Genomic DNA, 26,392 nt, shown 5'->3' with positions numbered 1-26,392 from the left:
ATATCAGACGTTCACGCGTGACATCATGCCCGTGAGCCGCTCGGAGATGAGGGCCTCGGCCTCGGTGACGATGCGCTCGACGAGGTCGCCCGCGGTGGGGATGTCGTGGATGATGCCCTGGACGGTGCCGACGGTCCAGATGGCGGCCTCGGGATCGCCGTTCTCGAACACCGTGCGCCCGCGGGTGCCGGCGACGAGTTCTTGGACGTCCGGGAACTTGCCGCCGCGGTTCAGAATCTCGACGACCTCCCGGCTGACCGTGTTGCTGGCGACGCGTGCGGTGTTGCGCAGCGGCCGGAAGATCAGCTCGGTATCGGTTTCCTTGGCTGCGACGATCGCTTCCTTGATGTTCTGGTGGATTGGTGATTCGGCGGTGCACATGAAGCGGGTGCCCATGTTGATGCCATCGGCGCCGAGGGCGAGCGCCGCGACCAGACCGCGCCCGTCGCCGAAGCCGCCCGACGCGACCATCGGGATGGTGATCTGTTCGGCGGCGGCCGCGATAAGCACCAGCCCGGGGATGTCGTCCTCGCCGGGATGGCCGGCGCATTCGAAGCCGTCGATGCTGATGCCGTCGACACCTGCATCCTGGGCCTTGATCGCGTGCCGGACGCTGGTGCACTTGTGCAGCACCTTCACGCCCGCGGCGTGGAAGTCCGGCAGGTGCGGGGCGGGGTTGGAGCCGGCGGTCTCGACGATCTTGACTCCGGATTCGATGATGACCTGTCGGTACTCTTCGTACGGCGGCGGCGTGATCGCCGGCAGGATCGTCAGGTTCACCCCGAACGGCTGGTCGGTGAGCTCGCGGGTGCGGGCGATCTCCTTGGCGAGGTCCTCCGGGGTGGGCTGGGTCAGTGCGGTCAGCAGGCCGAGCGCACCGGCGTTGGCGACGGCGGCGACGAGTTCGGCGCGGCCGACCCACTGCATGCCGCCTTGAACGATGGGGTGGCGGACGCCGAACGTCTGGGTGAAGGCGGTGGACAGCACGAAAGTCTCCTCGCAGTGTGTGTTTCAGTCAGTGGGTCGGTATCCGAGGATCCGTAGCGCGATGGTTGTGTACCGGGCGGCGACCTGGTCGGGGGACAGCGGTCCGTCGATCTGGTACCACCGGGCGATGGACTGACCCATGCCGAGGAGCGCGCGCACGCTCTCCTCGATGTCCTCTGCCACGAACACTCCGTTCTCGACGCCGTCGCGAACCAGGTCGGATGCCATGAGCTCGAGGCGCTTGCGGCTGGTCGCATAGTTGCGCCGATTCTGCGGCGAGACGTGCCGCAGTTCGGAGTCGAGTGCGGACTGCCGAGCACGGTGGGTCATGTTCAACACCACGGCCTCGACGAAATTGGTGAAGCGGATGACGGGATCGTCGCCGCCGTCCGCGACTGCAGCAAGTGACCGGTCGATGAGATCCCGCACCGCGGTGTCCATCAGCGTGACGAGGACGGCTTCCTTGTTCTCGTGGTGGTAGTACAGGGCGGGGACGGTCACCCCGACACGACGGGCGATCTGCCGTACCGTCGTGCCGTGGTAACCGTTCTCGTTGAACAGGTCCAGTGCCTGCTCGAGGATGGGCGTCAGGGGCAGGGCTTCGAACTTCCGCCAGTCGGTATACACCGAGTCCGTCATGGTCGGCCCGTCCTCGCGCAGAGTCACAGGTCGCCGATCAGCGCGGTGCCATGCGGATGGCGCCGTCGAGACGGATGGTCTCGCCGTTGAGCATCGGGTTGCTGACGATGTGCGCGGCGAGCGCGCCGTACTCGGACGGGTCGCCGAGACGCGAGGGGTGCGGGACCTGAGCGCCGAGCGACTGCTGCGCTGCCTCCGGGAGGGAGCCGAGTAGCGGCGTCTTGAACAGGCCGGGTGCGATGGTGTTGACGCGGATCAGCAGCGACGCGAGGTCGCGGGCGATCGGCAGGGTCATGCCGACGACGCCGCCCTTGGACGCGGAGTACGCGGCCTGCCCGATCTGGCCGTCGTATGCGGCGACGGAGGCGGTGTTGATGATGACGCCGCGCTCGCCGTCGATCGGCTCGTTCTTCGAGATGCGCTCGGCGGCAAGACGGATCACGTTGAACGTGCCGATCAGGTTGACGGTGATGATCTTGGTGAAGTCGGCGAGCGGGAAAGCGCCGTTCTTGTTGACGGTCTTGATGGCGTTGCCGATGCCGGCGCAGTTCACGGCGACACGCAGCGGTCCGAGGGACTCCGCGACATCGAGTGCGGCGGACACGTCGGCCTCGTTGGTGACGTCGCCGGCGGCGAAGCGCACGCGGTCGCCGAGTTCCTTGGCGACGGTCTCACCGTCGGACGAGGGCAGGTCGATGATGACGACGCTGGCGCCGTCGGCGAGCAGGGCCTTGGTGGTGGCCAGGCCGAGGCCCGACGCACCGCCGGTGACTACCGCGACGCCGTCGTTGATCTGCATGGATGTTCCTTTCGAAAGGCAAGGAGTGTCAGAGGCGTTCGATGATGGTGGCGTTGGCCATGCCCGCGCCCTCACACATGGTCTGCAGGCCGTAGCGACCGCCGGTGGCCTCGAGGTTGTTGACCAGGGTGGACAGCAGGCGGGTGCCCGAGGAACCGAGCGCGTGGCCGAGCGCGATGGCGCCGCCCCACGGGTTGAGCTTGGCGGGATCGGCATTGAGCTCGTGCGCCCACGCCAGCGGGACCGGCGCGAACGCCTCGTTGACCTCGTAGGCGTCGATGTCGTCGATGCTCATGCCGACGCGGGCGAGGGCCTTCCTGGTCGCCGGGATCGGGGCGGTGAGCATGAAGACCGGGTCGTCGCCCATCACGGAGAACGACGCGAAGCGCGCGCGGGGGGTCAGCCCCAGCTTCGAGGCCATCTCCTCGCTCATGATCAGCGTCGCGGACGCGCCGTCGGTCAGCGGGGACGAGTTGCCGGGGGTGATGTGCCACTGTGCCTCGGGGAACCGGGCCGCGTACTTCTCGGAGTAGAACGACGGCTTCAGGCCGGACAGTCCCTCGGCCGTGGTGGAGGCGCGTACGGTCTCGTCGACGGTGTGCGTCACCGTTTCCCCGGCGGCGTTGGTGACGGTGATCGGGACGATCTCCTTGGCGAACAACCCCTTCGACAGGGCGTCGGCGGCACGCTGGTGTGACTGTGCGGAGAATGCGTCGAGGGTGTCGCGGTCGAGCTTCCACTTGGCGGAGATCAGTTCGGCGGAGATGCCCTGATTGACAAGCCCTTCGGGGTAGCGGGTGGCGATGCCCGGGCCGGCTGCGTCTTGCCCGATGGTGGCCGTGCCCATCGGGATGCGGCTCATCGATTCGACGCCGCAGGCGATCACCATGTCGTAGGCGCCGGCGATGACGCCCTGGGCGGCGAAGTGCGCGGCCTGCTGGCTCGAGCCGCACTGGCGGTCGATGGTGGTGGCCGGAACCGAATCCGGGAATCCGGCCGACAGCAGCGCGGTGCGGGAGATGTTGAGGGCCTGCTCGCCGACCTGTTGGACGCAGCCGCCGATGACGTCGTCGACCTGGGCGGGGTCGATGCCGGTGCGCTCGATGAGGGAGCGGAGGACGTGGGCGAGGAGTTCGACGGGATGGGTGCCGGACAGGGCGCCGCCGGGCTTGCCCTTGCCGGACGCGGTGCGGACGACGTCGACGATGACAGCGTTGGTCATGATGAGTTCCTTCGTGAGAGATGTTGGTGCGGCCCGGCGTCCTGGTGGAGTCGCAGAACGCCGGGCCGTGATCGTGGGTGGGGTCAGCGACCCTGCCAGACCGGCTGTCGCTTCTCGGCGAACGCAGTGGGGCCTTCCTTGGCGTCGTCGCTGGTGAAGACGACCTTAATGGCGGCGGTGTTGGCTTCCCACACGCCGGGCTCCCAGTCGGTGCCGGTCGCGGTGCTGTGGATCATCGACTTCGTTTCGCGTACCGACAGTGGTGCATTCGCTGCGATCGTCTCGGCGAGTTCGAGCGCCACGTCGAGTGCAGTGCCGGCCGGGGCGACCCGGTTGACCAGGCCCAGTTCCTTGCCCTGCGCTGCGGTGATCGGTTCGCCGGTGAGCGCGATCTCCAGCGCGACCTTCTTCGGGATCTGCTGCTGCAGGCGGATCACCCCGCCCGCGGCGGCGAACAGTCCACGCTTGACCTCGGGCAGCCCGAGCTTCGCTTCTTCGTCCACGACCGCCAGGTCACTGGCGAGCACCAGTTCGGTGCCGCCGCCGAGCGCGAAGCCGTTGACGGCCGCGATGGTCGGCTTGCTGATCCAGTGCTGGACATATCCGGCGAATCCCCATTCGGGATGCCCGTCCGCGGAGGTGTACTCCCCGGCGGCGAGGGCTTTGAGGTCGGCGCCTGCGCAGAATGCGCGGCCTGCACCGGTGAGCACTACCACGCGTACCTCATTGTCGTTCTCCGCCTGCTCGAGCAGGGTGCCGACAGCGGTGGACAGTGCCGCGTTGACGGCGTTGAGCGAGCGCGGGCGGTTGAGCGTGATGATCGCAACTCCGCCGCGGCGCTCGTACAGTGCGGCGGGCTCTGCGGTCGCCGGTGCGTCGGCCATGTGTACTCCCTTGTCGAGCTCGAACTGCTGCTTAGCTAGCGCTAAATATCTATCATAATTAGGTTTATTCGGTCAATGGTCGACGTGGCCTACCCAGCACCCGGCGGGCTCCGGCTCGGGGACGTGCCCGAACCCGAGGGGCTGCTCCGCGTGCTGTTCTCGCGGTGGCGGTCGGACAGGCCAGTGGAGCAGTAGTGTGGGAACGAAGAATTGTCCCAGCGTGTCGCGGATGGTGCTGTTGTTGTCCGACGTGCGCGATCACCCGCTGGGCTGGCGAGCCTGATCACCACCCGCTCGCTCCGGCGTTGCCTGCGCGCCTGGGTGCTGGCACCGACACGGTGCTGCGTCAGATAGCGGGCTACACCGAGGAGCATGGGGCTACACCGCGTCCAAGGGGGGAGCTCAGCGGGGAACGCGGGCTCGTTCGTGGTTCCGCCACCTGACGCATGCGGATTCTGATGTCTTCGTGCTGCACGCTCCGGCGGCTCTCCCCGCGGCCTGAGACCCGTGCGAGGGGTGTATTCCTCCTGCTGGTAAGCGGACGACCGAGCGTCGGAGTCCGAAACGGGTATTGCGTCGAGAACCTATTGCAATTAGATTATTGCCAACTGCAGCGGGTGTGATCGGGTGCGACGCAGTGCGGAAGCGATGAACGAGGAGAGCGATATGAATCTGGCCGACCTCGCCCGTTACCAGGGCACGACCGCCCACACCAACAGGCAAGTCTGCGGAAACACTGCCCAGGCCTGTCGGCAGGCACAAGATCGCGCAGTTCACGTTCGCGACGCCGGTGGTGCATCGGTCGGCCTCGCCCCTGCTCACGATCGTGCCGACGCTGCTGCGGTGGTGACCCTCGGTGTCGGTTGCCTCCGGAGCCGCCGAGCGCAGGGCACGGCCTCGCGGAAACCACCACCCCCACCGTGGCGGCAGTCGAATAGCGGATGGAGCTAACAGTGCCGGTGAAGTTGTCCTATTGTCGCCTGTGCCCCGCCTCGTGCGGGGTGCGGGTGGAGGTCGACGGTGATCGGATCGTCAGCATCGTCGGTGACGGGCTGCATCCGTTGTCGGGTGGGTACTCGTGCCCGAAGGGTCGTCGCGGTGGTGAGTTCGTCCAGGGACCCGATCGGCTCACCACCTCGATGCGCCGCACAGCCGACGGCAACTATGCACCCATCCCGATCGACGCCGCGATCGCGGAGATCGCAGAGCGGCTCGAGGCAATCACAGGTGAGCACGGTCCGGATGCACTCGGCCTGTTCATGGGAACTCAGCAGAACTTTGCGGCGCTGAGCACGCCGATCGTGCGGGCATGGTTCCGCACTACCGGGTCGCACAAACTGTTTTCGACCATGACCATCGACCAGTCCGCGAAGTGGATCGTGCAGTCGCGGATGGGGGAGTACCTCGGTGGGCGGCAACGCTTCGACACCGCGGACGTGTGGCTGCTCGCGGGCACGAACCCCATGGTGTCGCTCAACGGCGGCGACGGCGACGGCGCGGTCACTCAGAACCCGTCCGTGACGATCCGCAAGGCTCGCGAACGGGGTCTGAAGCTCATCGTGGTCGATCCTCGGCTCACCGAAACCGCCACCCGCGCCGACCTGCACCTGCGACCGAAACCGGGCACCGACGCGGCGCTGTTCGCCGGGATGCTGCGCGTGATCCTCACCGAAGAGCGCCACGATCGACAGTTCTGCGACAGGTTCGCCGATGGTCTCCGCGTGCTCACCGCGGCAGTCGCGCCCGCTACCCCGGAGCTAACCCAATCGATCACGGGTGTGCCGGCCGGTGACGTGATCCGAGCCGCCCGAATGTTTGCAGGGGCGAGCGGAGCGACCGGGACGGCGACAGGTCGGTTTCGGGGTATGGCGACGACCGGCACCGGCGTGTGCATGGGCCCGCATTCCAATGTCGCCGAACATCTTGTTGCCTGCCTGAACGTCGTGTGTGGCAGATACTTACGCGAGGGCGAGGTGACACCCGACCGTAACGTTCTCGCACGGACCATGCCGTTGAAAGCGGAGGTGCGACCGCCGTACCGGAGCTGGGAGTCTGGGTTCCGAAGCCGCATCGGCGGGATCGGCACGATGAACGGCGAACTGCCGTCCGGGATTCTCGCCGACGAGATCCTCGAGCCCGGTCCTGATCGGGTGCGCGCACTGATGGTCTCGGGCGGAAATCCGGCACGGGCTCTGCCCGACCGGGAAAAGGCAGAACGCGCACTGCGCGAGCTGGATCTGTTGGTGTGTGTCGACACGCGTATGTCCGACACCGCGCGCCTCGCCGACTACATCATCGCGCCGACCATGCTGTACGAACGGCCGGATCACACTTTGCTGGCGGAGTTCTTCTTCGAGCAGCCATTCGCGCAGTACACACCGCGGCTCGTGGCGCCGCCCGAAGGGGTCATCGAGGACTGGGAGTTCTTCTTCCGGCTTGCCGCTGCGTCCGGGTGCTCGGTGAAGTTCGCGGGACGAATGCTCGATCCGGCTGCACCCCCGACGTCTGAGGAACTGCTCGCGATGTTCGCCGAACGCGGACGCATCCCGATGGACGAACTGATCACCGCACAACGGGGCGTGCTCGTATCTCCCGGGGAAAAGGTGGTCGGTCCGCCGGCCGAGGGCGCGGCCGACCGTCGACTCGCCCTCTGCCCGGATGATGTGGCAGACGAAATCGCCACCGCACTCGGCGAAGCGACGAGCGCGCGCGAGCTGCCGATGCGGTTGACGGTGCGCCGGATGCGGGAATTGATGAACTCGCTGGGCCGGAATATCAGCGGGCTGCCGCGATCCGGTTACAACCCTGCCCATGTGCATCCGCAGGATCTGCAGCGGCTCGGCATCGAACACGGCGAGATCGTGCGGATCCGATCGGCCCACGGGCGTATTAGAGCTGTCGTCCACACCGACCACACCGTCAGTCCGGGCACGGTGTCCATGACCCACTGCTGGGGAGCGTCCGACCCGGAGGCCGACCCGAGACGTGTCGGCAGCAACGTCAACGACCTGACCGGTTACGACCGACTCCAGTCCATCAATGCGATGCCGACGATGACCGGCGTGCCGGTCGCTATCGAACGGGAGGTACCTGCCGGTGCTCACTGACACTTCGGTCAGGACCGTAGGGGCACGTATCTGCCCGCTGTGCGAGGCGACGTGCGGTCTGCTTTTCGAACTGGACGGACGCACCGTGACGGCGGTGAAGCCCAACCCCGACGACGTGTTCAGCGCGGGGCACAGTTGTGCGAAGGGACTCGGCCTGGAGCGGTTGGAGAACGACCCCGACGTCATCCGAACCCCATTGATCCGCGACGGGAACAGCTTTCGTGAAGCGACCTGGGACGAGGCGTTCGCCGAGATCGACCGCCGGCTGCCTCCGCTCATCGCTGCCGACCCCAACAGCTGCGCTGTGTACTCCGGCAATCCTGCCGCGCACCACCTCGACCCGTCGTTCTACACACTGCCGCTGATCGCGGCGATCGGCACCCGCAACGTCTACTCGCCGGCGAGTATCGACACACTCCCGAAGAACTTCGCCAATGCCCTGCTCTACGGAACCGGGCTGGGGATGGCGGTCCCCGACATCGACCGCACCTCCTACCTGTTGATCTTGGGGTCGAATCCGCTCGTGTCGAACGGCAGCACCGTCACCGCCCCGGGCATCGGGAAACGGTTGGAGGCGCTGCGAGAGCGGGGCGGCACACTGGTAGTGGTCGACCCCGCCCGCACCCGTACCGCGGAGGTCGCCGACCGGCACCTCGCCATCCGGCCCGGCACCGACGCCTTCCTGCTCCTGGCACTCGTCTCGGTGATCGCCACCGAGGGGCTCGCCGCGCCCGGCCGCCTGACCGAGTACGTCGACGGCGTGGACGACGTCCTCCGACTCACGGAACGGTTCACACCCGACGCGGTCGCGGAAATCTGCGGCATCGACGCCGATGTGATCCGGCAGGTCGCCCGCGAATTCGCGGCCGCCGATTCCGCCGTCGCCCATTCCCGGATGGGCTCGTGTACACAAGAGTTCGGCTCCGTCGCCAACTGGATGGTCGAGGTCCTCAACATCATCACCGGCAACCTCGACCGCCCCGGCGGCGCGATGTTCCCCACACCACCCGCGGGCGGCCCCACCACCTGGCCCGCCAACCCGAAGGCCCCGCTGGTGTTCGACCGATGGCGATCACGCGTGCGCGACATGCCCGAGGCGATGGGGGAGATCCCCGCGGTGTGCTTCTCCGAGGAAATCCTCACCCCCGGGCCCGGACAGGTTCGGGGCTTGATCACAATCTCCGGCAACCTGGCCCGCTCGTTGCCGAACAGCCACGCAGTCGAGGCCGCACTGGCCGACCTCGAGTTCATGGTCTGCATCGACGGCTATCTCAACGAAACCACTCGCTACGCCGATGTCATCCTGCCGCCACCGCCCTTGACCACCCGGGGACACCACGACCTCGCACTCACCCACTTCCAGGTGCGCAACGTGGCCCGCTATTCGGCCCCATTGCTCGAGCCGGGCCCTGGTGAGATGCCCGAGTGGCAGATTCTGATGCGGCTCACGGCCATCGTCCGTGGCGTGCCGGATCGACCGATCACCGAACTCGACGACGAGGTGGCCGCCACTGCCACGCGCCGCGCGGCAAAGCTCGCCGGCCGCGAAGTCGAGGACGTGCTCCGCGCGACGGAGGGCCGCACCGGCCCCGAACGGCTGTTGGATCTGCGTCTGCGCAGCGGCCCGTATGGCGACCGGTTCGGTGCTGTTCCGGGAGGACTCACCCTCGAACTGCTCGAACACAGCCCGAACGGTATCGACTACGGACCCCTGGAACCGCGCGTCCCCGACGTGCTGCGGACGCCGGACAAGCGAATCAACCTGGTCCCCGACGCGCTGACGGCTGACCTACCACGCCTGCGCGCGGCTCTCGAGCAGCCGGTACCGGACCTCGTCCTCATCAACCGTCGGCAGCGGCGCGGCATGAACTCCTGGCTGCACAACGCCCTGCCGCAGCCCGACGCGGGCCAGTGCGCGCTGTTCATGAACCCGTTCGACGCTGCGGGACGCAGCCTCGTCGACGGCGACACAGTGCGGATCGCATCGAAGACCAGTTCAGTTGTCGCAGAACTACACATCACCGACGAGATGCGACAGGGCGTGGTGAGTCTGCCTCACGGGTGGGGCCACCACGGTCACAGTCTGCGCACCACCCGGTCGGCATCTGCACCCGGTGCCAACGTCAACGCCCTGGTCGACGACATCGTGGTCGAACCCCTCACCGGTACCCCGATCTTCAACGGCTTCCCCGTCGACGTCGTCCGTGCCGAGAACGTGCAGTCATGATCGAGAAATCGGCGACCCTGGCGGGCACTACGATCGGCGTCGTCGGCGCCGGGATGATGGGTGCGGCCATCGCCTACACGTGCGCGCGGGCCGGAGCCGACGTCGTGCTGGTCGCGCGGACCCTCGAGGGCGCGCGCCGAGGTCGGGCATATGCGGAGCGGCGTGAAGCACGCGCCCTTGCTGCGAAGAGCACGGATCCGTCGAGCTCGCAGGCGTTGCTCGAGCGCATTACGCCCACCGAGTCCATCAGAGACCTGGCGGCGTCCGCGCTGGTGATCGAGGCGGTTCCGGAGAACATCGCCGTCAAACAACAGGTCCTGCAGACGGTGGAGGCAGTCACCGAGCCCCCTACGGTGCTTGCGTCGACGACGTCGACCCTGCCGATCACCACCCTTGCATCCAAGCTGGCGCATCCGGAGAACTTCCTCGGAATGCACTTCTTCTCCCCCGTCGACCGGATGTCGTTGGTGGAGATGATCGTCGGAACGCACACGTCGCAGTCCACCCTCGCCGAATCCCTGACCTACACGCGGAGGCTCGGCAAGGTGCCCATCGTGGTGCGGGACAGTCGAGGATTCTTCACCAGCCGGGTGATGGAGCGCTATCTCGACGAGGCCTTGACTGCGGTCGGAGAGGGAATCGATCCGAACATCGTCGAGCGCGCAGCGACCGTCGCCGGATACCCGGTGCCACCGCTGCAATTGCTCGACGAGATCACGTTGACCCTCAACCGTGCGGTGCAGCGCGAGAACCGCATCGCGGTCGAAGCAGCCGGCGGAATGTGGCGCGGGAAGTACGCAGATATGGTGCGCGACCGGATGATCGACGACTCCGACCGCGGCGGTAGGTCAGTAGGCCGCGGGTTCTACGACTACGACGCCGACGGCGCACGCATCGGATTGTGGCCGGGCCTTCGCGACGTGTTCGGCCCGGGGCAGCGAATTCCGATCGACGACATGTGCGACCGGTTGCTGTTCATCGAAGTCGCCGAGGCGTTGCGCTGTCTCGACGAGGGTGTCGTCGGCTCCGAGGCCGACGCCGACACCGGATCCATTCTCGGCATCGGGTTCCCCGCGCACACCGGTGGCGTCATCTCGTTCAGACGCACCTATCCCGGGGGCGCGGCGCGGTTCACAGCCCGTGCCCACGAACTCGCCGACCGCTACGGCGACCGCTTCCTCCCACCGGAGGAGAATCCGGAACCCAACGACCCACCGGAGTACTCATGACGTACGTAGTGACCCAAGCCTGCTGCAACGACGCGACGTGTGTGGCGGTGTGTCCTGTGAACTGCATTCACCCGACTCCCGACGAAGCACACTACGCGCGCACCGAGATGCTCTACATCGATCCCGACGCCTGCATCGACTGCGGCGCGTGCGCCGACGTGTGCCCGGTGGACGCGATCGTTCCCGACAGCGATCTCACACCCGAAACCGAAATCTACCAAGATCTCAATGCCGCCTACTTCCTGGGAAATCCGACCGTGTCCCGCCCGAGTGAGGTGCCGCCGGAACCGGTTGTCACCGGTGACCGACCCGGCCCGCTGCGGGTAGCAATCGTAGGTTCCGGTCCCTCCGCGTTCTACGCCGCCGAGGAGTTGCTCAGCCGACGTGACGTCGACGTCGAGGTCTCCATGTTCGAGCGACTCCCCGTTGCCGGCGGGCTCGTGCGTTTCGGAGTGGCCCCGGATCATCAGACGACGAAGGCTGTCGACCGAGTCTTCGCCCGCACCGCCGGCCGCGACGGTTTCCGCGCCTTCCTCGGTGTGGACGTCGGGCGCGACATCACCGTCGACGAGCTGCTCGAGTATCACCACGCGGTGATTCACGCCAGCGGAGCTTCCGATGACCGGAAGCTCGGTGTTCCGGGGGAAGATCTGCCCGGCAGCGTTGCCGCACGCGAATTCGTCGCCTGGTACAACGGGCATCCGGACTATGCCGATCGCACCTTCGATCTGTCGGGGCGTCGTGCCGTGGTGATCGGCAACGGCAACGTCGCGTTGGACGTGGCACGGATCCTGGCCCGCGATCCCGAGCGCCTCGTGCCGGGCGACATCGCCGAGCATGCCCTGGCCGCGCTGCGACACAGTGCGATCGAGGAGGTCGTGGTGCTCGGGCGACGTGGGCCCGAGCACGGAGCGTTCACCACACCGGAGCTCCTCGCACTGGGCGCGTTGCCCGAAGTGGATGTAACCGTGCACGGCGGATACGACGCTCCCGATGCTGCCTCGATCAAACTGCAGACGATCGCGGAGTATGCGCGACGGATCCCGCAGCCGGGCCGGCGGAGGATCACGCTGCGGTTCCACGGGGCGCCCGTCGAAGTCCTCGGCGGCAGCCACGTCGAAGGCATACGGATTGCCCCCTATGGTGAGGTCGGCGCCGCCGAGGACCTCGCATGCTCGTTGGTGCTGCGTTCGGTCGGGTACCGCGGACGTCCGTTGGCGGGGTTGCCGTTCGACACCGAACGCGGAACGGTACCCAACGTTGCAGGCCGCGTGGTCGATCCGGCCGGGGACCGTCCGGTGCCCGGTGTCTACGTCGCCGGCTGGATCAAGCGGGGGCCGACCGGCGTGATCGGTACCAATCGATACTGTGCCGCCGAGACCGTCGACGCGATCGTCTCTGACCATGAACGCGCGCTCCTGCCGCAGCCGCCCCGCACGGGAGACGAGCTGGCGGCGATCGTCGAATCGCGTTGCCCTGACTCGTTCGGGTTCGACGGCTGGCGGCGGATCGACCGGCACGAACGTACCGAGGGGCGTCGCAGTGGGCGGGCTCGCCAGAAGCTGGTCGCGGTCGATGCGATGCTCGCGGTCGCCCGTGGCGGAGCGGCCGATCAGCACTTGCCTCAATAAACAACGACCTTTAGATTTAACCCGGATGTGATGTATGGATCTTCGGGTGAACCCGAAGAAACCACCCGGTCGGCTGAGCTCGCCACCGAGCACCCCGCGATCGACGACACAATATTCTTGGAGGCTTACATGAGCGGCACCGTGGTAGATGCGTTGACCTACTGGTCCCGGTCGAAGCCGGATCTGCCGGCGATCGACTTCGACGGCGATGTCGTCACCTACGCAGAGCTGTCCCGCTGGGCCGACGGTGCCGCCCACGACCTCGCCTCGCGAGGAGTCACGCCCGGTGACCGGGTGAGCTTCGTCGGAGCCAACAGCCTCGAGTGGGTCGTCGCTGCGCTCGGAGCCATGAAGGTCGGTGCCATCGCCGTGGGCTTCAACCACCGCATGGTCGTTCGAGAACTCGACACTCTTATCGAGGACTGCGAGCCCACCGTCGTGTACTGCGACGAGTCCCTGCTACCTCGACTCGAAGAAGTCCAGAAGGCCCGCAACACTTTCACGATCGCGGTGTTCGAGAAGGATGTGCGCCCGCTGCGCGGCCGTGAGCACGCGCCGTTCCGCACGCCGAGCGTCGACCTCGTCGATCCCGCCGCCATCGTGTTCACCAGTGGTACCACGGGTAAGCCGAAGGGCGTGATCTTCACCCATGCCACGATCGCGGGTGAAATGCACGAATGGCATCTGATGGAGCCGATTGAGCCCAATGGGCTGCGCCCGGTCCTTGTGTTGCCGCTCTTCAGTGCGGCCGGAATCATCTGGGGCATTGCACGGGTCGTCCTCCACGGCGGCACTCTCTTTCTGCAGCCGCGTTTCGATCCTGCGGCGGCGCTGCGTGTGCTGACCGAGGACAAGGCCAACACATTTACCGGGCCACCGATCCTTTGGGAGCAGATCGCGAAGGTGCCCGGGTTCACCGAGGCGGATCTGAGCCACATGGTCACGGCGCACGTCGGCGGTGCCCGCGTCCCGGCCGACCTGCTGGGCAAGTGGCAGGCTCAGGGTGTGTCGTTGAGGCAGATCTACGGGCAGACCGAAATCGGTGGCACTGCGACGGCGATGCCTCGCGACGAGGCGGCCGAGCATCCCGACAAGTGCGGTTGGGGCAGCATCTTCACGAAGATCCGCGTGGTGGATGCTGAAGGCAACGATCTTCCGCCCAACGAGACTGGTCAGATCCTGCTGCGCGGACCAGGAATGATGCCCGGCTACTGGCGCAACGAGGAAGCCACCCGTGCAGCTCTCGCCGACGGCTGGCTTCAGACCGGTGACCTCGGCAAGCTCGACGAGAACGGCTACCTCACCTATGTGGATCGTCTCAAGGACATGATCATCTCCGGTGGTCTGAACATTTCACCTGCGGAGATCGAGTCCGTCATCAACCAGATTCCGGGTGTCGAAGAGGTCGCCGTGATCAGTGTCCCCGACGCCAAGTTCGGGGAGACCCCGGCCGCGCTGGTGCGGAGCACGGCCGAGCTGAAGGAATCCGAGGTCGTCGCCTTCTGCAACGAACGCCTCGCCGATTACAAGGTGCCGCGCTACGTCGTGTTCATGGACGAACCGCTGCCCCGGATGCCCAGCGGGAAGATCGCGAAGCGTCAGCTGCGCGACTCCTTCGCGGACGTGCCCGACAACTACGAGAAGGTTCGGTGATCGTGTCATGAGCTCACCCAGGGTTGCTCTGGTCACCGGCGGGGGACGCGGAATCGGTGCGGCTATTTCGGCCCGGCTCGCGGCCGATGGATTCGCGGTCGCGGTCAACTATTCACGTAGTGCACGCGAAGCCGACGATGTGGTCGCGAAGATCATCGCGGACGGCGGACGAGCCGTGGCGATCCAGGCCGACATCTCCAAGGCCGCCGACGCCGAACGGCTCATCGCCGAGACGACCGCTCGACTCGGAGCCCCGACCGTGGTGATCAACAATGCGGGTATGAACAAGGCCGGCTCCGCCCGCAAGCAGGCCCCCGAGGAGTTCGACGAGGTTGTTTCGGTCAACCTGAACGGCGCCTTCTACTGCACCCACTTCGCACTTCCTGCGATGTACGAAGCGGGGTGGGGCCGAGTCGTGTTCGTGAACAGCCCGTCTGGTGGCCGGCGCCCTTCGCCGGGCATGAGCGCCTATGCTGCGGCGAAGGCGGGGCTGATCGGCATGACCAAGTCGATGGCACTGGAAGTGGCCCGTCGCGGCATCACGGTCAATGCCGTGATGCCGGGATTCGTCGCAACCGACATCGTGTCGTCGGGAGGTGACGCCGGCGTGGAGGCGCTGACGAAGCACTGGCCGTCGATCCCGCCCGAATCGATCGCGTCGACCGTGTCGTTCCTGGTGAGTGACAACGCCGCCGACGTCTCCGGTGAGGAGATCGGCGTGTGGCGGGGCGGTCCCGTAGGAGTCTGAGACCCGACAAGAATGCGACCCATGCCGATCCGATCGGCATGGGTCGCATTCTTGTTGCGTGCACCCCCTGCACGAGCACAGGGAGGTGGGCGGGATCTCGACGGTATTTGAAACGAAAAGATGGGTCCCGGTCGTACCGACCGGGACCCATCTCGGACTCTGTGTGAACTACACCGACACCGGCACCGTGTCGTCTTCCGGCGTCGTCACCGAGGGCGTACGGGTGCGCGACAGGACGGTCGCCACGAAGCCGAGCAGCGACACGACGCAAATCAAGACGCTGAGCCACACCGTGGTGTCGTCGAATGCCAAGGCGACTGCGATGACCGGGATGGCGGCGGCACCGAGTGCGTTACCGGCCTCACGACCGAGGCCGAGGCCGCTGTACGCGTGCTGGGTGTGGAACAGTTCGATGACGTACGCGCCCATCGGGCCGAAGATGGCTGCCACTCCGACGCCGTTGCCGAGTGCCATGACCACCCAGTACAGCAACGGGGGTGTGCCGACACCGGACAGCAGTGAGATACCCACCCACGCGAACACGGCGCTGTAGAGGAATCCGAACATGATCACGGGCGCTCGTCCGACGCGGTCCGACAATGATCCGAAGAGCGGGATCAGAATGCCGTTCGCGAGCTGCGCGGCGATCAGGCCGATCAGGACCTCGGTGCCGCCGAAGCCCAGCTGGTTCTTGCCGAAGGTGCCCATGAACACGATGTAGAAGTAGCCGATGCCGGTCTGACCGATGGTCATCACGAGGACGGTCAGAAGTGCGCGCGGCTGCTGCCGGATCACATCGAGGATCGGCGTTTTCGAGACCGTGTCGCTCTCCTCGATCGCACGGAACGCGGGTGTCTCGGGCAGGCTGCGGCGCAGCCACAGGCCGTAGGCGAGGATCACGACGCTGCACAGGAACGGAATGCGCCAGCCCCACGCGAGGAAGCTTTCCTGGGGCATCAGGGTCGACACCGTCAGGAGGGACAGTGTTCCGAGCACCCCACCGAGTGCCGCGCCCATGCCGGGCAACGAGCCCATCAAGCCCTTCTTCTTCTGGGGTGCGAACTCGACCGCGACCAGAGCCGCACCGCCGTACTCGCCGCTCGCGCCGATCCCCTGCAGAATGCGCAGGAACACCAGCAGGGCCGGTGCGACCCAGCCGATCTGCGCGTAGCTCGGCAGAACGCCCACGAGCAGGGTGGCGACACCCATCAGAACCAAGGTGAAGACCAGGATCTTCTTACGCCCGATACGGTCGCCGAGGCTGCCGAGGATCACTCCGCCCAGTGGACGGACGAGGAAACCGACCGCGAAGGTGCCGACCGCCTGCAGGGTGCCGAGGAACGGGCTCGAGCCGGAGAAGAAGACGCTGGCGAAAACGACCGACGCCGCGGAGGCGTAGAGGCTGAAGTCGTAGTACTCGAGCAGGGTTCCTACGAAGGCGGCGCGGCTTGCCTTGCGCGAGTCCGCACGGGAGTGCCCGGCGGGCGCGACTGCCGGGGCGCTCGGTGCCGCGGTTGTACGTTCGGTCATGCGAAACCTCAGATTTGTGAGCGGTGGGCAGAAAAGCCCGAATGATGTGGTGACGCGGACCACGCTAAGCTATAGACATTAGGTTTGTCTATCTGAATCCGTGGTTCCGCGTCGCACGATGTCGACGTTGATTCCGGTGAGATGCGACTGGTTGCTGAGCATGTCGTATCCCGCCTTTCCGGTCGGGGAGAGCCTGTTCACATTCGCGCCCGGATGACGTCGCGCCACGTCGAGACTCCGTGCGGTTCTCTGACCCCAGCCGTGCGTCATCGCGACCACACCGGGCTTCAGAGCCTCGTCGTACGCCAGCACCGCGTCGACCGAGCCGTGGCGATTGTGGACGGTGACATCGTCGCCGTCGACCAGTCCACGACGATCCGCGTCAACCGGGTTCATCCACAGTGGATTATCTCGGTGTACACCCTGTTTGAGTACGGGAAGGTTGTGGAGCCAGCTGTTGACCATGTACAGGGTGCGGCGCGTGACGAGTTTGAGCTGATCCGGGGCCTCGGCGGCCAATTCTTCGAGGATCTCCTCGGCCGTGCTGTATGCGCGTCGGAATATGTTCGGGCAGCAGCCGATCAGGCCGTCGTCGTGCTGTACCGCGATGCTGAACACGTGCGAGGGAACGGCCTCGGGCAGCACCGCCGTCTGGCAGGGCATCGTCTTGAGGAGATCGATACTCAGGCCCACGTCACGCATGGCGGCATCCGCGTTGGCGAGTGGATCGGGATCCGGGTGGTCGAGCAGGGTTTCGACTCCCATCTCCTGTTGGATCCGTGACAGGATCCACCAGTCGTCGCGGCGCTCACCCTTGGGCGGTACCACCGCGGGTGTGTACTGCACGTAGGGTTCCATCGCCACGCCCATGGTGTTGAGGAAGTTGACGTCCTCGTGCTCGAGCCAGTCCGTCGCGGGCAGTATGTAATCCGCGATCTCGCCGGTCACCGTGCGGTACAGGTCGATCGTCACGATCAGTTCCACGTCTTCCAGGGCGCGGCGAAGGCGCTCCTCCCCGCCCACCGACAACAGTGGGTTTCCGGAGATGACGATCAACGCGCGAATCGGATCGTCCGGATTCTCGATGAACTCCGCCAGCCGTGCGGCGGGGAGGTCTCCACTGACAGTGCGGATCTCGCCAACACCGCTCTGGAAGAACGGATCCTCGCGTTTGCGTTTCGAGTTCTGCACGACGTCGGTCATGCCGCGGGAGTAGATGTTTCCGCCGCGTCGGCCCAGGTTGCCGGAGAACAGGCTGATCATGTTGAGCATCCAGTAGGCCAGGGCGCCTTGCCGTCCCTGGTTCACGCCGGTCGCCATATAGATGCTCGCGCTCGGGGCGGCGCAGAAGTCGTCGGCGACCTGTCTGATCGCGTCGGTCTCGATGCCGGTCACCGCGGCCACTCTCTCGGCGGGGTAGCCGCGCACGAAGTCGAGCAGTTCGTCGATGTTGCGTGCGTGCCTCTCCGCCGCGGTTCGGTCGTATCCGATCCGGAAGATGATCTCGTGCAGGATCGCTGCCAGAAAGTAGAAGTCGGTATCTGGTGTGATCAGCAGTACCTCGCCGGTCTCGGGCCCCGAGGACTCGATCCGTCGCGGGTTGACGAAGAGCACGGTCCCTCCCCGCTTCTTCACCGCTTTGATCTTGGCCATCGGGTCCGAGATGTGTATGAGGGTCATGTGCGAGATGAGCGGGTTGCTGCCCAGGCACAGGAAGTAGTCGGTGTGCAGCAGGTCCGGGATCGGGTGAGCCATCGACGCCCCGTAGATCGCCTCGCTCGCCGCATATTTGGCGGAGGTGTCCTGGGTGCCGGCGCTGAAGCGCATCCTGGTGTCGAAACCGCGCGCGAGGGCGCCGGCGTTGGCGTAGTAGGTGCCGTTGAACGCCGACGGGTTGTCCTGGTAGACGGCCAGCGCATTGCGCCCGTACCGCTGCCGGATGTCGCCGAGCTTGGCCGCGATCTCGCGTACCGCGTCGTCCCACTCGACGGTCACGAAGTCGCCGACTTCCTCGCTGCGAGGGTTCGTACGCTTCAGCGGGCGATCGAGCCGGTCGGGGTCGTTGTGGACCTGGAGAAAGTGCACACCCTTGTGGCAGGAGAATCCCTTGTGGACTGGGTGGTCCTTGTCCGGCTGCAGGCCGATCACCTCATCGTCCCGGACATGGGCGAGCAGGCCGCAGGCCGGCTCGCAGATCCGGCAGAACGTGTGGACCTGGCGTGTCGTCATCTGTTCAGCCACCGATAGCTCCCATGCTCCGTTGCGGCGGAACGAAATCCGCGGCGTCGATTCCGTGTCCGGACGATTTGTTCCACATCGCGCCGCGCCACAACGCGGCGAGGTCGTCGTCGGACGCACCGCCGCGCGACGCGGCCCGCAGATCCGTTTCGTGGTCGCTGAACAGACACGACCGGACGGTGCCCTCTGCCGTGAGCCGGGTGCGGTCGCAGTCGGAGCAGAACGACCGGGTGACCGACGCGATGATGCCGACCGTGGCCGGGCCCCCGTTGACGAGCCAGCGTTCGGCCGGGGTCGACGGATCCTCCCGCTCCGTTTCGGTGAGCGCGAACCTGGTACCGAGTGCGGCGAGCAGCCGCTGCGCCGGCACCATGTTGGCGCGGGCCCACTCGTGGTCGGCGTCGAGCGGCATCTCTTCGATGAACCGCAGCTCTACTTCCTCGTCGAGGCACCACTGCAGCAGGTCCACGGCGCCGTCGAGGGTTTCCGGCATGAGCACCGCGTTGACCTTCATCCGCGCGAGGCCGGCGGTCTTGGCCGCGCGGATCCCGGCGAGGACTGAATCGAGCCGGTCGCGGCGGGTCAGCCTGGCGAAATGGGCACGGTCGATCGTGTCGAGGGAGATGTTCACCCGCGACAAACCGGCGTCGCGCAGGCCCTGCGCGCGATGCGCGAGGCCGACGGCGTTGCTGGTCAGCGCCAACGGCACCTCGGGTGCCACGCGGCGGCACCCCGCGATGATCTCTTCGAGGTCGCGCCGCATCAACGGTTCGCCGCCGGTGAAGCGCACCTCGCGGACACCGAGCAGCCGGGTGGCCACACCGACCATGCGCGCGATCTCGTCGGCGGTGAGCAGCTGCTCGCGTGGGATCGCGGGCAGGCCTTCCTCGGGCATGCAATAGGTGCAGCGCAACGAGCATTTCTCGGTGATCGACACGCGTAGGTCCCGTGCGATGCGGCCGAATCGGTCGAGGAGGTCCGGCGTCTCGGGGCGGTCCGTGGTCGCACTAGTAGGGCCCGTTTTCGGTATCCCCAAAGCCACGGCGGTCACGAGCCGTCCTCTCCTGCGGTGTTGCACACGGAATTGATCGGTGATCGAGGTGTACGCGAAATTCAGTGTGTTGCTATCCGACTCGATGCCGCTTTCGCCTCTTCGTGGTAGTTGGACGGCCACTTCTTGCCCAGCGTCAGTCCGCCGTCGACGCCGAGGGACTGGCCGGTGACGAACGTCGAATCGTCGGACGCGAGGTAGGCGGCGGCGTGCGCGAGGTCTTCGGGTTCGCCGGCGCGGGGGATGGGCTGGAACTTTCCCAGACTGCGGCGTACGGCGTCGACGCTGCGGTCGAGAGCGTCGTCTTCGAGTCCCGCGCCGTGGCCGACGATCCGGGTGGCGACACCGCCGGGGATCAGTGCGTTCACTCGGATTCGGAATTCGGCCAGTTCCACGGCAGCGGTCCGGGTCAGCTGCAGCACGGCGGCCTTTGCGGCGCTGTAGGGGTGTGGCCCGAATCCGGTGCGCACACCGGCGACGCTCGAGACGTTGACGATGCTGCCCGAGCCCTGGTCGCGCATCACGCGCGCGGCGTGCTTGGTCCCGAGAAAGGCGCTGCGTGCGAGCATCGCGAACCCGGCCTCCCATTCCTCGAGAGAGGTGTCCTCGAGGAACGTCCACGCACCCACCCGGCCGGCGTTGTTGACCATGCAGTCCAGCCGGCCGAACCGGTCGACCGCCAGCGCAACGGCGGCCGCCACCTCGGATTCGTTGCGCACATCGGTGTGCAGGTAGACGCTGCGGTCACCGAGACTCTCGGTGACCGCAGCGCCGCGTGGATCGTCGATGTCGGCGATAACCACTCGCGCTCCGCGCCGGACGAACGTCCGGGCCGTGGCCGCGCCGATGCCGCTTGCGGCTCCGGTGACTACAGCCACCTTGCCGTCGAGATCGGTCATGTTGACCTTCCTTACCGTCGCGCTCTTCGACCCGGGGTCCTTGAGCTTTTAATCTAAAGGCATTAGCCTCCGGATGTCGAGTACTTCACCCTTGGGGAGCGCATTGTGTCCGATTCGAAACTGATCCTGACCGAACGGCCGCGGCCGGGCATTCTGCTGATTCGGCTGAACCGTCCGGACGAACTGAACGCCATGAACGTCGACCTCATCGACGCGTTGCACGAGGTGCTCGCCGAGGTGCGCGACGATTCGACGACCCGCGCGATCGTCCTCACCGGCGAAGGACGTGCCTTCTGCGCAGGACTGGATCTTCGCGGATACGGAACACCGCAGGGCGCGACCGAGGGGGAGGGGCGGGCGCAACTCGGACTGCGGGTGCAGCAGCACATCGCGGGCCTCGTCGAGGCATTCCGGAGCGCGCGGCCACCGATCATCGCGGCCGTCAACGGTGCCGCAGCGGGCGGCGGCATGTCGCTCGCCCTCATGTCCGACATTCGCATCATGTCCGAATCCGCGGTATTCCACGCGGCGTTCATCCGTCGCGGCCTCTCCAACTGTGACATCGGCATGAGCTGGCTTCTGCCCCGCATGATCGGCTTCTCGAGAGCTGCGCAGATCATGCTCACCGGACGGTCCATCGATGCCACCGAGGCCGAACGGATCGGTCTCGTCTCGTCCGTCGAGCCCGCCGACAAGCTGCTCGATGTCGCACTGGACACCGCGGAGGCCATCGCACAGAACAGCCCGTTCGGCGTGTGGATGACGAAGGAGGTCATGTGGTCGAACCTCGAAGTACCCGGCATGCGGGCCGCGATCGACCTCGAAAACCGCACCCAGATCCTCAGCTCGCTGACGCGGGATCATCGCGAGGCGGTCGTCTCCTTCCTCGAAAAACGTCCACCCGAATTCCAGAACCACTGACCACATCCGGCCCGTTCGACGGCACACAAAGAAGCAGTGAGAGAGCATGAGAGTTGGAATCGCCGCAGGGTATTGGGGTTCGGGCCCGCCCCGCAATGTCGAAAGGATGCTCGCCGAGGCCGAAGCCCTCGGAGTCGACAGCTTCTGGACCGCCGAGACGTACGGGTCGGACGCGCTGACACCCCTGGCCTGGTGGGGGGCACAGACGTCGACGATCAAACTCGGTACTTCGGTGTGCCAGATGTCGGCGCGCACCCCGACGGCGCTGGCGATGGCCGCGCAAACGCTCGACCATCTCAGCGGTGGTCGCGTGATCCTCGGCATCGGTGCGTCCGGACCGCAGGTCGTCGAGGGGTGGTACGGGCAGCCCTATCCGCGACCTCTCGAGCGCACCCGCGAGTACATCGAGATCATGCGCAAGGTGTGGGCACGGGAGGAGCCGGTGACCCACTCGGGGCGCCACTACCAGCTTCCGCTTCAGGGTGGTTCCGGCCTGGGGAAGCCGCTCAAGTCGATCGTTCACCCGTTGCGCAGCGACATCCCCGTCTACATGGGTGCCGAAGGCCCGAAGAATGTGGCCCTGGCCGCCGAGATCGCAGACGGCTGGACTCCGCTGTGGTTCTCGCCGAAGAGCGATGAGTTCTACCGCAAGGCACTCGCCGAAGGCTTCGCCCGGGAGGGGGCGCGCCGCACGGCTGAGGACTTCGAGGTTGCGAACGTGTGCTGGCTCGTCGAGAACGACGACGTGGAGAAGGCCGCCTCCCGGCTCAAGCCGACGGTCGCGTTATACGCCGGCGGAATGGGGGCCAGGGGAGCCAATTTCCACAACGACGTGTTCGCGCGCATGGGTTGGGGCGAGGTGTGTGCGGAGATCCAGGAGCTGTACCTGAGCGGGCGGCCCGATTTGGCGGCGCAGGCCGTACCCACCGCCATGGTCGAGGACGTCGCGCTGGTCGGTCCCGCGGACAAGATCATCGACGAAATCGAAACCAAGTGGAAATCGACGTGCCTGACCACCCTCATCCTCGGTGGGTGGCCGAAGCCGGAAAACCGTGAGCGCATTCTCGAGGCGGTGCAGTCGTGACCCTCGATCCGAGAACCCCGATCCTGGTCGGTACCGGCCAGACCAGCGAACGTGATGGCGGCGTGGAGCCCGTGGATCTGATGGTGCGCGCGGCGCGTGCGGCTGCTACCGACGCCGGGTCCGCACGACTGCTCGAGCTGGTCGACTCCGTGCGAGTTGTGGGGTTGCTGTCATGGCGTTACCGCGATCCGGGTGCGCTCGTTGGCGCGCGGATCGGGGCGACCGTCCGGCACACCGGCTACACCGGGAACGGGGGCAGCACGCCGCAGGTGCTGGTCAACGGTGCTGCCGAGGACATCGCCGCCGGTCGCGCCGACGTCGTGCTCATCGGCGGCGCGGAATCCTGGCGGACCCGCACGAAGCTGCGGGCGCAGAAGTTGCGCCCCGAGTGGACCGTGCAGGACGAGTCGGTGCCGGCCGCCGAGATCATGGTCACCGACGTGCCGATGGCGGACGAGAGCGAACGCCGGATCGGTCTGGACCGGCCCTCGTACGTGTATCCGCTGTTCGAGCAGGCGTTGCGGCTGTCGGCGGGTCGCTCGCGCGAGGAGCACGAGGAGTTTCTCGGCGACCTGTGGTCGCGATTCAGCAAGATTGCCGCGACGAATCCGAACGCGTGGGTGCAGCGCGAATACACCGCGGCCGAGATCGCGACCCCGTCGCCCGACAACCGGATGATCTCCACGCCCTACACCAAGCTGCTGAACTCGAACAACATGGTAGATCAGAGCGCGGTGCTCCTGATGTGCTCGGTCGAGATCGCGACCCGGCTCGGAATTCCGCAGGAGCACTGGGTGTTTCCGCAGTCCGGCACCGAATCGCACGATACGTATGCGATTGCGGAACGGGGTGCACTCGACGGGTCGCCGGCGATCCGCATTGCCGGGGCGCGAGCCCTCGAGCTCGCGGGTATCGGGCTGGACGACGTCGCGCACGTCGACGTCTACTCGTGTTTTCCGTCGGCGGTGCAGGTTGCGGCGAACGAGCTGGGACTCGCGCTCGATGATCCGGGTCGGCCTCTCACCATCACCGGTGGCCTGACGTTCGGTGGCGGGCCGTGGAACAACTACGTGAGCCACTCGATCGCAACGATGGTGACGCGGCTGCGTGAGTCCCCGGGCTCGTATGGTCTGGTGACCGCCAACAGCGGCTACCTCACCAAGCACGCCATGGGTGTGTACCGGACCGAACCCCCTGCCGGAGGATTCACGCGTCTGGATGTGCAGACCGAGGTCGACGCGCAGCCCACGACGAAGGCACTCGTGTCGTACGAAGGCACGGCGTCGGCCGAATCGTGGACGGTGGTGTACGGCCGCGACGGAAACCCCGCGCAGGGTTTCCTGGCGGCACGCACGGCGACCGGCGAGCGGACGCTCGCGGTGACCACAGACCACGACGACCTCGCTCGCCTCGTCGACGACGATCTTACAGGTCAAAAGGTCGCGATCTCGGGGAGCGGGCAGTTCCGCTTCGCGTGACGTTGACGACTTTTATCTAAAGACATAAGGTTATTGCACTGTACGGGCACGACGGGTTCGTGTCACGAAACCGAGGAGTTCACATGTCTGTCGAAGACTTCCGTGTCTTGTACGAGCAGCACGTCGGCTACGTCCACGTCGGGAACATGAAGGCATGTCTCCGCGACATGGTGCGAGAGAACATCCCGGCGGTCTTCGATGGAATCGACACCCCGCGCGAGGCCACGAAGGGCTTCGAGATCAAGGACGTTCGCGCCGAGGGCGATCTGATGGTGGGCGAGACCGTCTATGACATGGGTGACCGTCTGATCGGCTTGCGTTCGATCTGGGAACTCCACGACGGACGCTGGCTGGCCGCGAAGCTCGAGAACTTCACCGCTGGAACGGACACGAACGCATGACGACGACAGAACCTACAGCAGAACCGTGGGGTCCCACCCCCGATGGCCTCGATCAGCCGTACTGGGACGGCCTCCTTGCCGGCGAGCTACGCCTGCAGCGCTGCACTGCATGCCGCACCTGGATCTGGGGTCCGCAGGCCATCTGCGGTCACTGCCACAGCTTCGATCTCGAGTGGAATGACGTTGAACCCGTCGGCACCGTGTACAGCTGGAATCGCAGCTGGTACCCGTACATGGACGAATACGCCGACAACCTGCCGTATGTGACGGTGCTCGTCGAGCTGGCCCACGCCGACGGCCGTCGGGTCCTGGGCATCCTCACCGACGACATCGACGCGAACCCCGAGATCGGCGACCGGGTCGTCGGAGTCTTCGAACAGCCCGAGGGCGCCACCCGGCCGTTGCTGCGCTGGCGCCGAGCCGGCGCGACCGCAGAAGGAGAACAGCGATGAGCGTCAACATCATGCGCGGCGCCGCCGCAGTCGTCGGCGTCGCAGAACAGCACTTCAAGCGCGGAGAAGCGCCGCACAGCGAGAAGCGCATGACCCTCGAGGTCATCCTCGATGCGTGCGCCGACGCGGGTATCAACCCCCGCGATATCGACGGCTTCGTTTCCTATGCAGGCGGCGCCAACGACGGCGCCATCATCGGTGGCGCGCTGCTGATCGACGAGTTGCGCTGGTCGAACATGATGTGGGGCGGCGGCGGCGGCAGCGTTGCAGCCGCCATCACGAATGCCGCCACGGCGATCGCCACCGGTCAAGCCGAGTGCGTCGTGGTGTATCGCGCGATGACGCAGGCAGATACGGGCCGGCTCGGATACGCGAAGTACCACTATGGCAGTCACTTCCTCGCGCACGGCGTCGGCTCGCCCGCGCAGATCTGCGCGATGCGTACCCAGCGGATGCTCGAGCACGGCGGAGTGCCGCGCTCGGCGATGCGTTCCCTCGTCCTCGCGGCGTACCAGCACGCGCAGAACAACCCGACCGCGCAGGGCTACGGCCGTCCCCTCGACGAAAAAGCCTACGACGACTCGCGATTGATCGCCGAACCGTTCCACCTGTTCGACTGCTCCCGCGAAAGCGACGGCGCGGTTGCGCTGGTGCTCGTCTCGGCCGAGCGCGCCACGACCTTGCGCCGCGATCCGGCATATCTGCTCGCGGGCGCACAGGGCGCCCCGGGTGGCTATTCGGAACTGATCGACAACGACCTCGGCGAGCAGTACATGAGCGCCGGATTCGGCCCGGCCAACAACGGCAAGCCCGGTGTCGCCGAACGACTGTGGTCTGCAGCGGGTCTCGGACCTGACGACGTCGACGTGGTGCAGGTCTACGAAAACTTCAGTGGCCCCGCCGTCGCAGCGTTGATCGACCACGGCCTGTGCCCGCCCGGGGAAGCTGCCGGCGCCTTCATGACCGTCGAGAACCTCACCGCGCCGACCGGCAAGCTGCCCGTCAACACCAGTGGCGGCAACATCGCCGATTCGTTCATCAACGGTCTGAACCTGGCGGTAGAAGCCGTCCGGCAGATCCGCGGCACTTCGACCAACCAGGTGTCCAGCGCAAAGACCTCCCTGTTCATCGGTGGCCCGATGGCTCCACTGGTGAGTTCGGTGCTGTTCGGCCACGAAGACACCCTCTGACCGTCACCTCCGAAAGGCACGA

21 protein-coding genes are annotated in these 26,392 nt (G+C 66.3%); 12 read left to right on the top strand and 9 right to left on the bottom strand.

The genetic code is table 11. From position 1 onward, the window contains the following. Nucleotides 1-3: 3 nt before the first annotated feature. The 5 genes from CJ179_RS00855 to CJ179_RS00835 form a co-directional block, all read right to left on the bottom strand. Nucleotides 4-987: a nitronate monooxygenase family protein gene (locus CJ179_RS00855; protein WP_095860417.1), complete on the bottom strand. Its 984-nt coding sequence runs from the start codon at nucleotides 985-987 to the stop codon at nucleotides 4-6. Nucleotides 988-1,011: 24 nt separating this feature from the next. After that, nucleotides 1,012-1,626: a TetR/AcrR family transcriptional regulator gene (locus CJ179_RS00850; protein WP_095861016.1), complete on the bottom strand. Its 615-nt coding sequence runs from the start codon at nucleotides 1,624-1,626 to the stop codon at nucleotides 1,012-1,014. Nucleotides 1,627-1,663: 37 nt separating this feature from the next. After that, entirely contained in the window at nucleotides 1,664-2,425 is a 762-nt protein-coding gene (locus CJ179_RS00845; RefSeq protein ID WP_095860416.1) for a 3-hydroxyacyl-CoA dehydrogenase, read from the bottom strand. A 28-nt stretch (nucleotides 2,426-2,453) separates the two neighbouring features. Continuing rightward, the gene (locus tag CJ179_RS00840; RefSeq protein WP_095860415.1) at nucleotides 2,454-3,647 is read right to left on the bottom strand and encodes an acetyl-CoA C-acyltransferase; all 1,194 of its coding nucleotides are present in this window, start codon (nucleotides 3,645-3,647) and stop codon (nucleotides 2,454-2,456) included. 83 nt (nucleotides 3,648-3,730) lie between these two features. After that, nucleotides 3,731-4,531, bottom strand: a complete 801-nt coding sequence (locus CJ179_RS00835) for a crotonase/enoyl-CoA hydratase family protein (protein WP_095860414.1) — start codon at nucleotides 4,529-4,531, stop codon at nucleotides 3,731-3,733. 953 nt (nucleotides 4,532-5,484) lie between these two features. Here CJ179_RS00835 and CJ179_RS00830 point away from each other — a divergent pair. From CJ179_RS00830 to CJ179_RS00805, 6 genes are all read left to right on the top strand, one after another. Then, a complete protein-coding gene (locus CJ179_RS00830) occupies nucleotides 5,485-7,638 on the top strand; it encodes a molybdopterin-dependent oxidoreductase (protein WP_095860413.1) in 2,154 nt (717 codons plus the stop codon). Further along, entirely contained in the window at nucleotides 7,628-9,865 is a 2,238-nt protein-coding gene (locus CJ179_RS00825) for a molybdopterin-dependent oxidoreductase (protein WP_095860412.1), read from the top strand. The genes CJ179_RS00830 and CJ179_RS00825 overlap by 11 nt, the downstream gene beginning before the upstream one ends. Further along, nucleotides 9,862-11,094, top strand: coding sequence for a 3-hydroxyacyl-CoA dehydrogenase family protein (locus tag CJ179_RS00820; protein ID WP_095860411.1), 1,233 nt, complete (start codon nucleotides 9,862-9,864; stop codon nucleotides 11,092-11,094). The genes CJ179_RS00825 and CJ179_RS00820 overlap by 4 nt, the downstream gene beginning before the upstream one ends. After that, a complete protein-coding gene (locus tag CJ179_RS00815) occupies nucleotides 11,091-12,725 on the top strand; it encodes an FAD-dependent oxidoreductase (protein ID WP_095860410.1) in 1,635 nt (544 codons plus the stop codon). The genes CJ179_RS00820 and CJ179_RS00815 overlap by 4 nt, the downstream gene beginning before the upstream one ends. A gap of 129 nt (nucleotides 12,726-12,854) precedes the next feature. Next, nucleotides 12,855-14,378 (top strand): class I adenylate-forming enzyme family protein, encoded by a 1,524-nt coding sequence (locus tag CJ179_RS00810; RefSeq protein WP_095861015.1) that lies wholly within the window; start codon nucleotides 12,855-12,857, stop codon nucleotides 14,376-14,378. A gap of 7 nt (nucleotides 14,379-14,385) precedes the next feature. Then, complete coding sequence (locus CJ179_RS00805) at nucleotides 14,386-15,126, top strand: SDR family NAD(P)-dependent oxidoreductase (protein ID WP_095860409.1); 741 nt, start codon at nucleotides 14,386-14,388, stop codon at nucleotides 15,124-15,126. 168 nt (nucleotides 15,127-15,294) lie between these two features. On the opposite strand, the gene CJ179_RS00800 is transcribed toward CJ179_RS00805, so the two are convergent. The 4 genes from CJ179_RS00800 to CJ179_RS00785 form a co-directional block, all read right to left on the bottom strand. Continuing rightward, nucleotides 15,295-16,656 (bottom strand): MFS transporter, encoded by a 1,362-nt coding sequence (locus CJ179_RS00800; protein ID WP_095860408.1) that lies wholly within the window; start codon nucleotides 16,654-16,656, stop codon nucleotides 15,295-15,297. Between the two features lie 78 nt (nucleotides 16,657-16,734). Next, nucleotides 16,735-18,885, bottom strand: a complete 2,151-nt coding sequence (locus tag CJ179_RS00795; protein ID WP_095861014.1) for a molybdopterin-dependent oxidoreductase — start codon at nucleotides 18,883-18,885, stop codon at nucleotides 16,735-16,737. A gap of 4 nt (nucleotides 18,886-18,889) precedes the next feature. Next, nucleotides 18,890-19,945, bottom strand: coding sequence for a GTP 3',8-cyclase MoaA (gene moaA / locus CJ179_RS00790; RefSeq protein WP_095860407.1), 1,056 nt, complete (start codon nucleotides 19,943-19,945; stop codon nucleotides 18,890-18,892). A 62-nt stretch (nucleotides 19,946-20,007) separates the two neighbouring features. Continuing rightward, the gene (locus tag CJ179_RS00785) at nucleotides 20,008-20,844 is read right to left on the bottom strand and encodes a glucose 1-dehydrogenase (RefSeq protein WP_095860406.1); all 837 of its coding nucleotides are present in this window, start codon (nucleotides 20,842-20,844) and stop codon (nucleotides 20,008-20,010) included. Between the two features lie 105 nt (nucleotides 20,845-20,949). On the opposite strand from CJ179_RS00785, the gene CJ179_RS00780 reads away from it, so the two are divergent. From CJ179_RS00780 to CJ179_RS00755, 6 genes are all read left to right on the top strand, one after another. Then, nucleotides 20,950-21,765 carry an enoyl-CoA hydratase/isomerase family protein gene (locus CJ179_RS00780; protein WP_095860405.1) on the top strand — a complete coding sequence of 272 codons (816 nt, stop codon included), beginning with the start codon at nucleotides 20,950-20,952 and terminating at the stop codon, nucleotides 21,763-21,765. A 46-nt stretch (nucleotides 21,766-21,811) separates the two neighbouring features. Continuing rightward, nucleotides 21,812-22,849, top strand: coding sequence for an LLM class F420-dependent oxidoreductase (locus CJ179_RS00775; protein WP_095860404.1), 1,038 nt, complete (start codon nucleotides 21,812-21,814; stop codon nucleotides 22,847-22,849). Beyond that, nucleotides 22,846-24,327 (top strand): acetyl-CoA acetyltransferase, encoded by a 1,482-nt coding sequence (locus CJ179_RS00770; protein ID WP_095860403.1) that lies wholly within the window; start codon nucleotides 22,846-22,848, stop codon nucleotides 24,325-24,327. Before CJ179_RS00775 ends, CJ179_RS00770 begins: the two co-directional genes overlap by 4 nt. Before the next feature lie 83 nt (nucleotides 24,328-24,410). Continuing rightward, entirely contained in the window at nucleotides 24,411-24,728 is a 318-nt protein-coding gene (locus CJ179_RS00765; protein WP_095860402.1) for a hypothetical protein, read from the top strand. Then, the gene (locus CJ179_RS00760; protein ID WP_095860401.1) at nucleotides 24,725-25,180 is read left to right on the top strand and encodes a Zn-ribbon domain-containing OB-fold protein; all 456 of its coding nucleotides are present in this window, start codon (nucleotides 24,725-24,727) and stop codon (nucleotides 25,178-25,180) included. Before CJ179_RS00765 ends, CJ179_RS00760 begins: the two co-directional genes overlap by 4 nt. Then, nucleotides 25,177-26,370, top strand: coding sequence for a transporter (locus tag CJ179_RS00755; RefSeq protein ID WP_095860400.1), 1,194 nt, complete (start codon nucleotides 25,177-25,179; stop codon nucleotides 26,368-26,370). Before CJ179_RS00760 ends, CJ179_RS00755 begins: the two co-directional genes overlap by 4 nt. Nucleotides 26,371-26,392 lie beyond the last annotated feature (22 nt).

Source organism: Rhodococcus sp. ACS1, assembly GCF_002300155.1.
Classification (GTDB): domain Bacteria; phylum Actinomycetota; class Actinomycetes; order Mycobacteriales; family Mycobacteriaceae; genus Rhodococcus_F; species Rhodococcus_F koreensis.
This window is presented reverse-complemented; position numbering and strand designations above follow the sequence as displayed.